Consider the following 12,519-nt stretch of genomic DNA (forward strand, 5'->3'; position numbering starts at 1 on the left):
GTGCCCGCTGCTGGAGCACCAGGGGTGATCACACCACCTCCGGGGCCACCTCGGGCGCGTTCGCGGCGAGTCGCGCCCGATCGGTGGCCGTGGGTCGGCGGACGGGTGGACGCCTCACTCGAAGCGCGACGGGTCCCCCGCGCCGACGCGCACGACCTCGGGGTAGCCCTCGGACCAGTCGACGACGGTCGTCGGCACGGTGCCGCAGTCCCCCGCGTCCAGGACGGCGTCCACCTGGTGGTCGAGCTCCTCCTTGATCTGCCAGCCGTCGGTCATGGCCTCCTCGTGCTCCGGCAGCAGCAGGGTGCTCGACAGCAGCGGCTCCCCGAGCTCGCGCAGCAGCGCCCGCACCACGGGGTGGTCGGGGATGCGGACGCCGACCGTCTTCAGCTTCCCGTGCGCCAGCCGCTTCGGGACCTCCTTGGTGGCCGGGAGGATGAACGTGTACGGGTTCGGCGTCGCGGCCTTGATGGCGCGGAACGCGGCGTTGTCCAGGTGCACGAACTGCCCCAGCTGCGCGAACTCCGCGCACACCAGCGTGAAGTGGTGCTTGTCGTCGAGGCGGCGCAGCCGGCGGATGCGCTCGGCCCCGTCGGGGCTGTCCAGGCGGCAGCCGAGGGCGTAGCAGGAGTCCGTGGGGTAGGCGATGAGCGCGTCCTCGCGCAGCATCCGCACGACCTGCGCGATGCTGCGCGGCTGCGGGTCGCGGGGGTGGACGTCGAAGTACCGGGCCATGGCGGGGAGCCTACGAGCTGCCGGGCGGACCGGCCGACCGGAACCCGCGCCGGGCGGCGCTCAGAGCAGGACGCTGAACAGGGGGACGTGGCGCTCGGCGTCGGTGAGGGCCCCGTGCTGGCCCAGCAGCCGCAGCGCCTCGGGCCGCATGCGCGCCGAGTCCACGACGGCCGTGAGTTCCCGCATGACGACGAGGACGTCGCCGATGCGGTCGGCGACGCGCGCCTCGACGGGTCCGAACCAGCCCTGCTCGATGGCCCCGGCCCGCAGCACGACGTGCGCGGAGTGGCCGAGGCGCGCCCGCCACGTCGCCGCGACCTGCTGCGCCGCACCGGGTTCGCAGTAGAGCTGCAGCACGCGGGGTTCCCCGCCGGCGTGACGCACGCCCGCGCGCAGTTCGGGTTCCGCGGCGAGGTCGGTGCGCCCGGTGAGCGGGACGTCGACCATGCCGTGGTCGGCCGTGACGAGCAGGAGGGTTCCCCGCGGCAGGCGCCGGGAGAGTTCCCCGACGGCCGCGTCCACGCGCCCGAGCTCCTCGCCCCACTGCCAGGAACCCACCCCGTCGGCGTGGCCGGTCTTGTCCAGCGCGCCCCAGTAGACGTAGGTGAGGCTGCGGCGGCTGGAGCGCACGGCCGTCACGGCAGCGTCGACGCGCGCGTCGAGGCGGTCGGGGGTCCCCGAGAACCGGCCCCCGCGCAGCGCGGCCTCGGTCAGCCCGGAACCGTTGAAGTGCGGCGGCGCGACGCGGACGACCTCGACGCCGGCCGCGACCGCGTGCTGGAACACCGTGGTGTGCGGCTGCCAGCGGCGGGGGTCGACGGCCGGGTCCCAGGCGAGCTCGTTGAGCAGCGCGTCGCGGTCCGGGTCGAGGACCTCGTAGCCGACGAGGCCGTGGCCGCCGGGCGGCAGGCCCGTGCCCAGCAGCCCCATGCTCGTGGCCGTCGTCGTCGGGAAGCCCGCGGTGATGCGGCGGTGGCGCCCGTCGGCGCGCCAGCGGCGCATGGTCGGCGCGTGCCCCGAGCGGCCCGCGAGCGCCTCGTCGCCCATGCCGTCGACCAGCAGCACGCACACGCGGTCGGCGGCGGGCAGGTCCAGCGTGGACGTCCCGGGGTCGGCGAAGTGCGCGACGCCCAGCGCGCGGGCGGCGGCGGGCAGGACGTCGGCGAGGCTGTCGACGCCGTAGGGCGGGGCCGGGAACTCACCGGCCACGTCGGGGGGCGGGGACGCGTCGGGAGTCATGCGGGGCGCGCGCTCAGCGCGTCGTGACGGCGGACAGCGCCCGCGCGAACTCCAGGGCGGCCGCGACGGCGTCCGTGCCCTCGGCGGCACCGGCGATGCGCACGGTCAGGTCGTCCCCGGTCAGGGAGCCGGTGTAGCCGTGGTCGGCCTCGCAGTCGGGGTCGGCGCACGAGGCGGGCTCGAGGTCGACGCGGTGCAGGGCGCCCCAGCCCAGGGTCAGGCTGACCTCGCCCGGCAGGGTGCCGGGGCGGTGGTCCGCGGGGCGCGCGACGACCTGCGAGACGACGACGGAGTGGACGCGGTGCAGCGCCACGGACTCCGTGGAGCAGACGGCGTACGGCTCGGTGGCGCCCTCGTCGGGGCCGTGGTCGTCGGCGTGGGCGACGACGAGGCGCGTGGGCGTGGTGACGAGGACCGTGACGTGGCGGCGGACCTCGTTGGCGTCGAACGTCGTCTCGGGGTGCACGAGGTGGGCCTGGACGCCCTCCCCCGCCATCACCGTGCGCAGGCAGTCCGCGACGAGCTGCGGGTAGTACCCGGCGCGCTCGAGGTCGGTGAGCAGCAGCGGGGGCAGGTCCTGCGGGGTGTCCACGGTGCCGTCGGTCTCCGGGCTGGTGTCGTGCCCGGCGGGGGTGCGCCGGGGGGAGGTGCGCTCGCGCATCTGCCCATCCTCCCGCACCCGCGGACTCCTCGGCACCGCGGCGCCCGCGGCCACGTTCCGCTGGGGGCGGTCAGCTGGGCAGGGTGCGGCGGTCCGGGTCCGTGCGGCTCTGGGAGGCAGCGAGCTGGACCACGGCGTCGAGGACGGTCGCGCCGCGCTCGGCGACCAGCACGGGCGCCAGCCGCAGCTCGGCGACCTCGGGGACGGCGTCGGCGAGCACGGCGACCCGGGCCACGACGTCCTCGAGCGCGTCCACGTCCAGCGGCGGCGCCCCGCGGTGGCCGAACAGCTTGGGCGCGGCCTTGACCGAGCGGACCAGGTCGGCGACGTCGACCTCGGTCAGGGGCGGGATGCGGTAGCCGATGTCGCCCATGAGGTCGATGGGGTCGCCCTCGACGCCGAAGCTGACGACGGGCCCGAACAGCGGGTCCTCGGTGCTGCGGACCTGGCACGCGACGCCCAGGCCGACCATGGTCTGCACCGCGAGGGTGCACGCGTTGGCGCCCAGCGCCTCGCGCATCTCGAGCATGGCCGAGCGCAGCGCGTCGGGCGTGGCGAGGCCCAGGCGCACGCCGCGCAGGTCCTGCCGGCCGGCGAGCTCCTCGCCCACGGTCTTCAGCGCGACGGGCCAGCCGAGCCGCTCGGCCGCGGCGACGGCCTCCTCGACCTCGGTCACCTCGGCGCGCGGCAGCAGGGGGATGCCCGCGGCCGCGAGCAGGCGGGCCGTCGCGGGGCCGCTGAGGCAGACGCCGTCGGGGTGCTCGGCCAGCGCCTCCTCGACCACGGCGCGGGCCCCGGGCAGGTCCATGCCCGCGGGGGCCGCGAGGTGGCCCGCGTCGCGGCGGCGCCACTCGGCGTAGCGGACGACGGCGGCCAGCGCCCGCACGGCGTCCTCGGGCGTCGGGAAGCTCGGCACGACCGTGGTGCGCGGCGCCCGCTCCGCGCCCCCGGGCGTCGCGCTCGTCTCGACGGAGGTGGCCGAGGTGATGCTGCGGGCGCCGAGGAAGCACGTCACGGTCGTCTTCCCGCCGGCCCCGGCGGTGCGCGCCACGGCCTCGGCGACCGCGGCGGCCGCGTCCAGCGTGGCGGTCGGCGGCATCCAGCTCGCCACGACCGCGTCGACGTCGGGGTCGGCGTAGGCCTCGGCCAGCGCGGCTGTGAACTCCTCCACACCCGCCTCGGGGTGCACGGCGGTGGGCCCGTGGACGACCTGCAGGTGCCAGCTGACGCACGCGTCGGCCGCGAGGGTGCCCAGGGCGTCGGAGTTGCCGACGATCGCGACGCGCGACCCGGCGGGCAGCGGCTGCTGCACCGCGACCTGGGAGACGTCGAAGAGCTGGTGGACGTTCTCGACGCGGATGACGCCGGCCTGGCGGAGCATGCTGTCGACGGCCTCGAACGGCACCCGCGACGCGCGCACGGCGTGCCCGGGCGGGACGCCGAAGCCCGAGGCCCCGGACTTCACGACGACGACGGGCTTGCGGCGCGACAGCGCGCGGGCGACCCGGCTGAACTTGCGGGGGTTGCCGACGCTCTCCAGGTAGAGCCCGACGACGGCCGTGGCGTCGTCGTCCATCCAGTACTGCATGCAGTCGTTGCCGGAGACGTCGGCGCGGTTGCCGGCCGAGACGAACGACGACAGCCCCAGCCCGCGCCGCTGCACCGAGGTCAGCACCGTGACGGCGAGGGCGCCGGACTGGCTGAACAGCCCGAAGCGGCCGGCGGGCGGCATCTCCTGGTGCAGGGAGGCGTTCAGGCGCACGGCGGGGTCGGTGTTGATGACGCCGAAGGAGTTCGGCCCCACCACGCGCATGCCGTTGGCGCGGGCGATGCGGACCATCTCGCGCTGGCGGGCCAGGCCCTCCGCGCCCGTCTCGGCGAAGCCGCTGGAGACGACGACGAGCCCGCGCACGCCCTGGGCCGCGCAGTCGCGCACGGCCTCGACGACCGCGGCGGGCGGCACGGCCACGACGGCCAGGTCGACCGGGCCGGGCAGGTCGCGGACCGAGCGCACGACGGGGACGCCCAGCAGGACGTCCGCGGTGCCGTCGGCGCCCGCGTCGACGTTGACGGCGTGCACCTCGCCCCGGAAGCCGCCCGAGACCAGGTCGGCGAGCAGCCGGTGCCCCACGGAGCCCACGGTGCGGCTGGCGCCCACGACGACCACCGAGGACGGCGAGAGCAGCGCCACCATGCTGCGCGCCTCGGCGCGCTGCTCGCGGGCCCGCATGACGTCCATCGAGCGCTCGGTCGGGTCGATGTCGAAGGACACCTCCAGGACGCCGTCGGAGTAGCCGTGGCGCACCTCGAAGCCGGCCTCGCGGAAGACGCCGATCATCTTGGCGTTCTGCGGCAGGACGTCGGCCGTGAAGCGCCGCACACCGCGCTCGCGGGCCGCGGCGGCCAGGTGCTCCAGCAGGACGGAGCCCAGGCCGCGGCCCTGGTGGGCGTCGGAGATGTTGAAGGCCACCTCGGCCGAGCGGGGCCGGCCGGCCCGCGGGGGGGCCGCGTCGTAGCGGGCGATGCCGACGATGTCGCTGCCGACGGTGGCGACCAGGGCCACCCGGTCGACGTGGTCCACGGTGGTGAAGCGCGTGAGGTCGCGCTGCGACAGCCGCGGCATGGGGGCGAAGAAGCGCAGGTAGCGCGACTCCTCGGACTGCCGGGAGTGGAAGTCGGCGACGGCGTCCATGTCGGAGGGGGTGATCGGGCGCACGTGCGCCGTCCCCCCGTCGCGGAGGGCGACGTCGGCTTCCCACCGCGTGGGATAGCCCACCGACGGCAGCGGGACCATGCTCCGACCCTAGTGCGCACACCCGCGGTCCCGACGGCAGGCCGCGGCGCGAGGATGGCCCGCGTGGAACTGCACGAGGTCCTGCGCCGCCGACGGATGGTGCGCCGCTACGACGCCGGCCGCCCGGTGGAGCCCGAGGCGCTGCAGCGCGTGCTCGCCGCGGCGCTGCGGGCCCCGTCCGCGGGCGCCAGCGCGGGCCGCGACCTGCTGGTGCTGCGCACCCCCGCCCAGCGCGAGCTCTTCTGGGCCGAGACGACGCGCGACCGCCCCGGCCCCGCGGACGCGTGGCTGACGGGCATGCGCGCGGCGCCCGTGCTCGTGCTCTGCCTGGCCGACCCGGGCGCCTACGCCGCCCGCTACGCCGAGAAGGACAAGCCGGGCCCGGACCGGGACGCGGCGAGCTGGGACACGCCGTGGTGGGACGTCGACACGGGCATGGCGGCGCTGCTGCTGCTGCTCGCGGCCGTCGACGAGGGCCTCGGCGCCTGCCTGTTCGGGGTGCCGGCCGCGGCCCACGACGGGCTGCGCGCGGCCTTCGGTGTGCCCGCGGGCCGGCGCTTCGTGGCGGCGGTCAGCCTGGGCCACCGGGCCCCGGACGAGGCCTCGCGCCCGTCGCGGACGGTGCGGCGCACCCTCGCCGACGTCGCGCACGACGGCCGCTTCGGCGAGCCCTGGGACGGCTGAGGCCCGCCGCCACGGCAGACTGGCGGGCATGGCCCGCTCGACTCCTCCCCCGCCCGCGCCCGACGTCCCCGAGCGGATCGTGGACATCGGCGTCGAGCAGGAGATGCAGGAGGCGTTCCTCGAGTACGCCTACTCCGTCATCTACTCCCGGGCCCTGCCCGACGCCCGCGACGGCCTCAAGCCGGTGCAGCGCCGGATCCTGTACATGATGCAGGACATGGGGTTGCGCCCCGACCGCGGTCACGTGAAGTCCGCGCGCGTCGTGGGCGAGGTCATGGGCAAGCTCCACCCCCACGGCGACGTCGCGATCTACGACGCCCTCGTGCGCCAGGCGCAGGCGTTCACGATGCGGGTGCCGCTCGTGGACGGTCACGGCAACTTCGGCTCCCTCGACGCGGGCCCCGCCGCGCAGCGCTACACCGAGGCGCGGCCCGCGCCCGCCGCCCTGCTCATGACGACGGGCCTGGACGAGGACGTCGTCGACTTCGTCCCGAACTACGACGACCGCCTCACCGAGCCCGGTGTGCTCCCGGCGGCCTTCCCGAACCTCCTCGTTAACGGGGCTGCGGGCATCGCCGTCGGGATGGCCACGAACATGCCGCCGCACAACCTCGGCGAGGTCGTGGCCGCGGCGCGGCACCTGATCAGGAACCCCGCCGCGGACCTGCCCGCGCTCATGCGGTTCGTCCCCGGTCCGGACCTGCCCACGGGCGGGCGCATCATCGGCCTGGAGGGCATCCGCGACGCCTACGAGAGCGGCCGCGGGACGTTCCGCACGCGGGCGACGACGACGATCGAGAGCATCACCCCGCGCCGCAAGGGGATCGTCGTCACCGAACTCCCCTACGGCGTCGGCCCCGAGCGGCTGACGGAGAAGATCAAGGACAACGTCACCGCGAAGCGCTTGCAGGGCATCGCCGACGTCGTCGACCTCTCCGACCGCAACCGCGGCCTGCACCTGGTGATCGAGGTGAAGAACGGGTTCGTGCCGGAGGCGGTGCTGGAGCAGCTGTACCGGCTGACGCCCTTGGAGGAGTCGTTCGGCATCAACAACGTGGCGCTCGTGGACGGGCAGCCGCGCACGCTGGGGCTGAAGGAACTGCTCGAGGTCTTCGTCGCGCACCGCCTCGACGTGGTCCGCCGCCGCACCGCGTACCGGTTGCGGCGCAAGGAGGAGCGGCTGCACCTGGTCGACGGGCTGCTCATCGCGATCGTCGACATCGACGAGGTCATCGCGATCGTGCGGTCCTCCGACGACGCGGCCGCGGCGCGCGAGCGGCTCATCGCGGTGTTCGACCTGTCCGAGACGCAGGCGCGCTACATCCTCGACATGCAGCTGCGTCAGCTCACCCGGTTCTCCCGCCTGGAGCTCGAGCGCGAGCAGGCCGAGCTGAACGCCGACATCGCGGAGCTGCGCGCGATCCTCTCCGACGAGGGCCGGCTGCGCACGATCGTCTCCGACGAGCTCGCCGACGTCGCGGCCGAGCACGGCACCCCGCGCCGCACGGTCCTGCTCGCGGCCGGCGGGCCCTCGGGGGCGAGCGCCGTGGGCAGCGCGGCCGCCGCGCTGGAGGTCGCCGACGACCCGTGCACGGTGCTGATGTCGTCGTCGGGGCTGCTGGCCCGCACGGGCGGCACGGAACCGCTGGGCACGGAGGGCCGCCGCACCCGCCACGACCTCGTCACGGCCACGGCCCCCGCCACGGCCCGCGGGTTCGTCGGGGTGCTGACGTCGGCCGGGCGCCTCGTGCGCGTCCCCGTCCTGGAGCTGCCGGTCCTGCCTTCGACGAACGGCCGCCCCGCCCTGGGCGGCGGGGTCGCGGTCCGCGAGTTCGTGACGCTGGCCAAGAACGAGCGCGTCCTGACGATCGTGCCGCTGCCCGTGGCGGGCGTGGAGGACCCCGACGACCCGGGGTTCGCCCTGGCCACGGCGACGGGCGTCGTCAAGCGCGTCGTGCCGGAACCCCTCGGCAACCGCGACGAGGTCGAGGTCATCGCCCTGAAGGACCTCACGGCCCGCACGAAGGACGAGGTGGTCGGCGCCGTCGCGCTGCGCACGGGCGAGGAGGACCTCGTCCTCGTCTCCTCCGACGCGCAGCTGCTGCGCTTCCCGGCCGCGCTCGTGCGGCCGCAGGGTCGCGGGGCCGCGGGCATGGCCGGGATCCGCCTCTCCCCCGGCGCCCGCGTCGTGTCGCTGAGCGCCACCGACCCCGCGGACGACGAGGCCGTCGTCGTCACGGTCGCGGGCGACTCCGGTGCCCTGCCCGGCACCCAGCTCGGCTCGGCCAAGGTCACGCCGCTGTCGGAGTACCCGGCCAAGGGCCGCGGGACGGGCGGGGTGCGCTGCCACCGCTTCGCCCGCGGGGAGGACACCCTGCTGCTGGCGTGGGCCGGCCACGGCCCCGCCGAGGGCGCCACGCCCACCGGCACGGCCGTGGCCCTGCCCGAGGTCCCGGGCCGGCGCGACGGCTCCGGCACGGCGCTGGACAAGCCGCTGGGCGCGGTCGCCGGGCCGCCGCTGCTGTAGGCGGGCGCTCAGCGGGTCTGCGGGACGACGTCGGCGGCGAACAGCTCGAGCTGGTCGAGGTCGCCGAGGTCGACGACCTGCAGGTAGACGCGGTCCACCCCCACCTGCGCCCACCTCCCCAGCCGGTCGACCACCTCGGCCGGGGAGCCGACCAGGCCGCGTTCGCGCCACGGGTAGGGCAGCGGCGGGACGGCCGCGGCCCGGCGCGCCACCTCGGCCGCGTCGCGACCTACGCACACCGTCTGGGCCGTGGAGAAGGCGATCTCCCCCACCGGCCGGCCGATCGCCACGCAGGCGTCGCGCACCCGGGCGAACTGGGCGCCGGTCTCCTCGACTGAGGCGAAGTTCACGTTGAACTCCCCCGCGTAGCGGGCGGCCAGCTGCGGGGTCCGCCGGCGACCACCGCCCCCCACGACGATCGGTGGTGGCGGTAGCACCGGGTGCGCCAGGCCCGGGCAGTCCCGGAGCGCGTGGTGGCGTCCGGAGAAGCTGAACGTCCGGTCGGCCGGGGTCGCCCACAGGCCGGTGATGATCGCGAGCTGCTCCTCCAGCCGGTCGAAGCGCTCGCGGACGCCGGGGAACGGGATGCCCCAGGCGGTGTGCTCGCCGGCGTACCACCCGGCCCCCAGGCCGAGCTCCACGCGCCCGCCGGACATCTCGTGGACCTGCGCGACCTGCACCGCCAGCGGGCCGGGCAGGCGGAACGTCACCGGGGAGACGAGGGTGCCCAGCCGGAGGCGCGTGGTGTCGCGCGCCAGACCGGCCAGCGTGGTCCACGCCTCGGTCGGACCGGGCAGACCGGAACTCACGATGGCCATCAGGTGGTCGGACCGGGAGAAGCCGTCGTAGCCGGCGGCCTCGCTCACCCGGGCCAGCGCGAGCAGGTCGCCGTAGGTGGCGCCCTCCTGCGGTTCGGTCAGGACCCGGAACTCCACCGCGCTCAGCCGGGCGGACCCAGACGCGCACCGAGGTTGATGAACTTTTCGGTCCGGGTCATGTCGGTGATGTTCGGCCGGCTGGGCTCGAGCCAGTCCTCGTTCCGGCACCGGGCGCAGACCCGGTACGGCTTGCGGTCCTCGGTGAACTCGGTGGTCCACCGGTGGCGACCCAGGCGACACCTCAGCGTCTTCACGGCCGCACCTCCCTCACCAGAGGACGCCGATGGTCCTCCGTGCCCGGACTGCTGTCCAGCCCCTCACCCCTCCCGCCAGCGGCGCTCCGGCGACCGGGATCAGGTCCGCGGCCGGAGGGGTTCGAGCGCGGCGAAGGACAGGTAGAGGCGCATGGCCGAGATGCCCTCCCCGCCGAAGTCGTAGACCACGCAGAAGGGCACGCGCACGTCGACCGAGGTCCCCCGGAACTCGCCCTCGAGGTAGGCGTGCTCGTCGGTGACGCTCAACTGACCTCCGTGGGGCCGGGCGTCGAACATGCTGCCGTGCAGCGCGAGGAGGTACTCCCGCACCGCCGAGCGCCCCTCGAACCGCTCACCGCTCTCGACGTTGGTCCAGGTCACGTCCTCCGTGAAGAACTGCTCGAACTCCCCACCGGCTCCCAGGGCCTCGAAGTAGCGCATCAGGAACTCCTGGCGGGACTCCGCCCCACGGGCTGCTGCCGACACGACCGTCTCCCCTCGACGCGCGGACAGCATTCCGCGCGCCGCGGTTCCTGTCGAGGTGCTGCGACCACCTGGCGCTGGTGGCCCCCGACGAGGCGAGGCTGCGCGACGGGCAGGCGCCCCTGGCCGGGCTCGGCGTCCCGCACACCTCCGTCGTCTCGTCGACCCCGGCTCCGACCCGCACCTGGAGCTTCGGCCTGGCCGGCCCCGGACCGCGTGTCCGGCGGCCACCTCACCTGACCTCGGGGCCGCCTGCCCGGTCCGCGCGTGGACGACGGGCCTCAGACCACGGGGGCCTGGGCGCCGGAACCGGCCGTCGCGGCGCCGGTCTCCGGCATGAGGACCCACAGCAGCGGGTAGACGAGGAACTGGCTGCCGGGGATGACCACCAGGGTGGCCACGAACAGCGCGCGCACGGCCCACGGGTCCATCTCGAAGCGCTGCGCCACACCGGCGCAGACCCCGCCGAGGAGGCGGCCGTCCTGCGGGCGGGTGAGTCCCTGGCGGGCGAAGTTGGCCTGGATGACGTTCACGGTGGTTCTCCTTCTTCCAGCGGTCCGCACGCTGCGGATCCGATGAGGCAACACTGCCCGCGGCGCACCACCCCCACATCGGGGACGAACCCTGAGCGACCCCTGACCCGACCCGGAGAGAAACCCTCGCTGCGTCCGGGGGGACCGCGGCGTCGACCGGAGGCGAACTTGACGCTCCGTGCTGAAACCGTTGCAGCACAATGGGTTGGTCTATTTATCGAACGTCTGTTCGACTAGACTGCAGGCGTGACCTGGACCGATGTGCACCCCCTGGAGCAGCCGTTCGCGGCCCTCGGGGCGGCACTGTCGGAGGTCGCGGACGCCAAGGCGGCCAGCTTCTCCATGACCTCCGCCCGGGAAGCCGTGACGGCGTTCCTGCGGCTGCGGCACCAGGCCGACGCCGCCTACCTGCACCTGGTCCGCGTCCTCGGTGAGGCCGGTTCCTCGGCGTCGGACACGGCCACGTTCCTGGCCTGCGCCCCCAACCGCCTACCGAGGGGTCAGGCCCGGCGTGACGTGGAAGCCGCGAAGGTCACCGACCCCTCCGTCATCTGGGACGGGGTCATCGGGGGCGTCGACGGCGACCGCGGCGCGTTGCAGCACCTCGGTGACGCCCTTGCCGCCGGCGAGGCCTCCCGCGCCCACGTCGACGTCGCCGTCACCGCGCTCTCCCGCATCCCGACGACCATCCGCCGGGGCACCACCACGCTGACCGACCCGGTGACCGGTGAGGTCACCGAGCACCGCAGCGCGGAGCTGCTGGACGCGCACCTGACCCGCAACGCCGCCCGACACTGCCCCGGTGTGGCCGGGCAGCTGGCTCGTGAGCTGGTCCTCACCATCGACCCCGACCACGAGGACCGCACCTTCCGCGACCCCGACGCCGCCACCCGCCGAGGGTTGGTCTTCGGGGCCCTCATCGACGGGATGTGCCGCATCACCGTCGACCTCGACGAAACGGCCACCGTCATCGTGAAGCAGGCCGTGAACGCCGCCTCCACCCCGCTGCCCGTGCAGGTCGAGGCGGACGGCGAACTCATCCGCGACCCCCGCTCGAAGCGCCAGCGCGACGCCGACGCCTTCGTCACCCTCCTGCAGCGCGGCGCGGCCGCCAGCGACCCCGCCGTCGCGGAGACCGCGCGGGTCTCCGTCGTCGCGACGGTCGCGGACGTCCAGGCCGCCGTCGAGCACCGCGATGCGCAGACCACCGCCACCGTCGACGGCCACGGACCCGTCTCCACCGCGACCCTGGGCTACCTCGTCTGCGGCGCGGTGCTGCAGAAGGTGCTCACGAGCTCCGCCGGCGCGGTCCTCGACCTCGGACGTTCCACCCGCCTGGCCACCACCCAGCAGCGCCGGGCGCTGGCCGTGCGCGACGGCGGCTGCGCCGCCCCCGGCTGCACCACCGCCCCCTGGGCGTGCGAGGCGCACCACCTCCCCGCCTGGGAGGACGGCGGCCGCAGCGACCTGGACCGGATGGTCCTGCTCTGCCCGACTCACCACCGCGCCTGGCACGCCCACCACCTCGAAGTCCGCCTCCGCCCCGACCGCACCGCCGAAGCCCGCTGGATCACCCGCGACCCGAGGTGGCCGGGCAACCCCGTCCCGCAACCCTGGGTCCGCAACACCTTCCCCGCCGACCGGCGCCTCACCCGGGAACTCGGGGCACGCCTGCGCGCGGGCGGGAGCGGACCGCAGGAACTCCTGCCGGGATGACCGGCTCGGGCGTTG

General features: G+C 75.3%; 11 protein-coding genes. 3 read left to right on the forward strand and 8 right to left on the reverse strand.

Annotated features, from left to right (window positions below; all coding sequences use genetic code 11):
- Window positions 1-114: 114 nt before the first annotated feature.
- The 4 genes from F1544_RS14250 to F1544_RS14265 all read right to left on the reverse strand — a co-directional run bounded on the left by F1544_RS14250 (window position 115) and on the right by F1544_RS14265 (window position 5,429).
- Window positions 115-735, reverse strand: a complete 621-nt coding sequence (locus F1544_RS14250; protein WP_167586467.1) for an L-threonylcarbamoyladenylate synthase — start codon at window positions 733-735, stop codon at window positions 115-117.
- 60 nt (window positions 736-795) lie between these two features.
- A complete protein-coding gene (locus tag F1544_RS14255; RefSeq protein WP_167586469.1) occupies window positions 796-1,974 on the reverse strand; it encodes an alkaline phosphatase family protein in 1,179 nt (392 codons plus the stop codon).
- A gap of 13 nt (window positions 1,975-1,987) precedes the next feature.
- The gene (locus F1544_RS14260) at window positions 1,988-2,635 is read right to left on the reverse strand and encodes a DUF5998 family protein (protein WP_208971888.1); all 648 of its coding nucleotides are present in this window, start codon (window positions 2,633-2,635) and stop codon (window positions 1,988-1,990) included.
- Window positions 2,636-2,705: 70 nt separating this feature from the next.
- The gene (locus F1544_RS14265; protein ID WP_167586471.1) at window positions 2,706-5,429 is read right to left on the reverse strand and encodes a bifunctional acetate--CoA ligase family protein/GNAT family N-acetyltransferase; all 2,724 of its coding nucleotides are present in this window, start codon (window positions 5,427-5,429) and stop codon (window positions 2,706-2,708) included.
- 54 nt (window positions 5,430-5,483) lie between these two features.
- On the opposite strand from F1544_RS14265, the gene F1544_RS14270 reads away from it, so the two are divergent.
- Together F1544_RS14270 and F1544_RS14275 are read left to right on the forward strand one after the other, a co-directional pair.
- Window positions 5,484-6,113 carry a nitroreductase family protein gene (locus F1544_RS14270; protein ID WP_373368083.1) on the forward strand — a complete coding sequence of 210 codons (630 nt, stop codon included), beginning with the start codon at window positions 5,484-5,486 and terminating at the stop codon, window positions 6,111-6,113.
- Between the two features lie 28 nt (window positions 6,114-6,141).
- The gene (locus F1544_RS14275; protein WP_167586473.1) at window positions 6,142-8,640 is read left to right on the forward strand and encodes a DNA gyrase/topoisomerase IV subunit A; all 2,499 of its coding nucleotides are present in this window, start codon (window positions 6,142-6,144) and stop codon (window positions 8,638-8,640) included.
- A gap of 8 nt (window positions 8,641-8,648) precedes the next feature.
- Here the strand turns inward: F1544_RS14275 and F1544_RS14280 are convergent, their stop codons facing one another.
- The 4 genes from F1544_RS14280 to F1544_RS26410 form a co-directional block, all read right to left on the reverse strand.
- On the reverse strand, window positions 8,649-9,575 hold the full coding sequence (locus tag F1544_RS14280; RefSeq protein ID WP_167586475.1) for a TIGR03560 family F420-dependent LLM class oxidoreductase: 927 nt from the start codon (window positions 9,573-9,575) through the stop codon (window positions 8,649-8,651).
- A gap of 5 nt (window positions 9,576-9,580) precedes the next feature.
- Window positions 9,581-9,772, reverse strand: a complete 192-nt coding sequence (locus F1544_RS14285) for a hypothetical protein (RefSeq protein ID WP_167586477.1) — start codon at window positions 9,770-9,772, stop codon at window positions 9,581-9,583.
- Between the two features lie 99 nt (window positions 9,773-9,871).
- A complete protein-coding gene (locus tag F1544_RS14290) occupies window positions 9,872-10,258 on the reverse strand; it encodes a nuclear transport factor 2 family protein (RefSeq protein WP_167586479.1) in 387 nt (128 codons plus the stop codon).
- 278 nt (window positions 10,259-10,536) lie between these two features.
- Window positions 10,537-10,788 carry a PspC domain-containing protein gene (locus F1544_RS26410; RefSeq protein WP_167586481.1) on the reverse strand — a complete coding sequence of 84 codons (252 nt, stop codon included), beginning with the start codon at window positions 10,786-10,788 and terminating at the stop codon, window positions 10,537-10,539.
- A 246-nt stretch (window positions 10,789-11,034) separates the two neighbouring features.
- Here F1544_RS26410 and F1544_RS14300 point away from each other — a divergent pair, with 246 nt between their 5' ends.
- Window positions 11,035-12,504, forward strand: a complete 1,470-nt coding sequence (locus F1544_RS14300) for an HNH endonuclease signature motif containing protein (RefSeq protein ID WP_167586483.1) — start codon at window positions 11,035-11,037, stop codon at window positions 12,502-12,504.
- The last annotated feature ends 15 nt before the right edge of the window (window positions 12,505-12,519 follow it).

The organism is Kineococcus rubinsiae (assembly GCF_011839805.1).
Lineage (GTDB): Bacteria > Actinomycetota > Actinomycetes > Actinomycetales > Kineococcaceae > Kineococcus > Kineococcus rubinsiae.

What these genes read in the sequence shown, in the direction of transcription:
- F1544_RS14250 (WP_167586467.1), bottom strand. Translation starts at nt 735, where the DNA reads ATGGCCCGGTACTTCGACGTCCACCCCCGCGACCCGCAGCCGCGCAGC.
- F1544_RS14255 (WP_167586469.1), bottom strand. Translation starts at nt 1,974, where the DNA reads ATGACTCCCGACGCGTCCCCGCCCCCCGACGTGGCCGGTGAGTTCCCG.
- F1544_RS14270 (WP_373368083.1), top strand. Translation starts at nt 5,484, where the DNA reads ATGGCCCGCGTGGAACTGCACGAGGTCCTGCGCCGCCGACGGATGGTG.
- F1544_RS14265 (WP_167586471.1), bottom strand. Translation starts at nt 5,429, where the DNA reads ATGGTCCCGCTGCCGTCGGTGGGCTATCCCACGCGGTGGGAAGCCGAC.
- F1544_RS14260 (WP_208971888.1), bottom strand. Translation starts at nt 2,635, where the DNA reads ATGCGCGAGCGCACCTCCCCCCGGCGCACCCCCGCCGGGCACGACACC.
- F1544_RS14275 (WP_167586473.1), top strand. Translation starts at nt 6,142, where the DNA reads ATGGCCCGCTCGACTCCTCCCCCGCCCGCGCCCGACGTCCCCGAGCGG.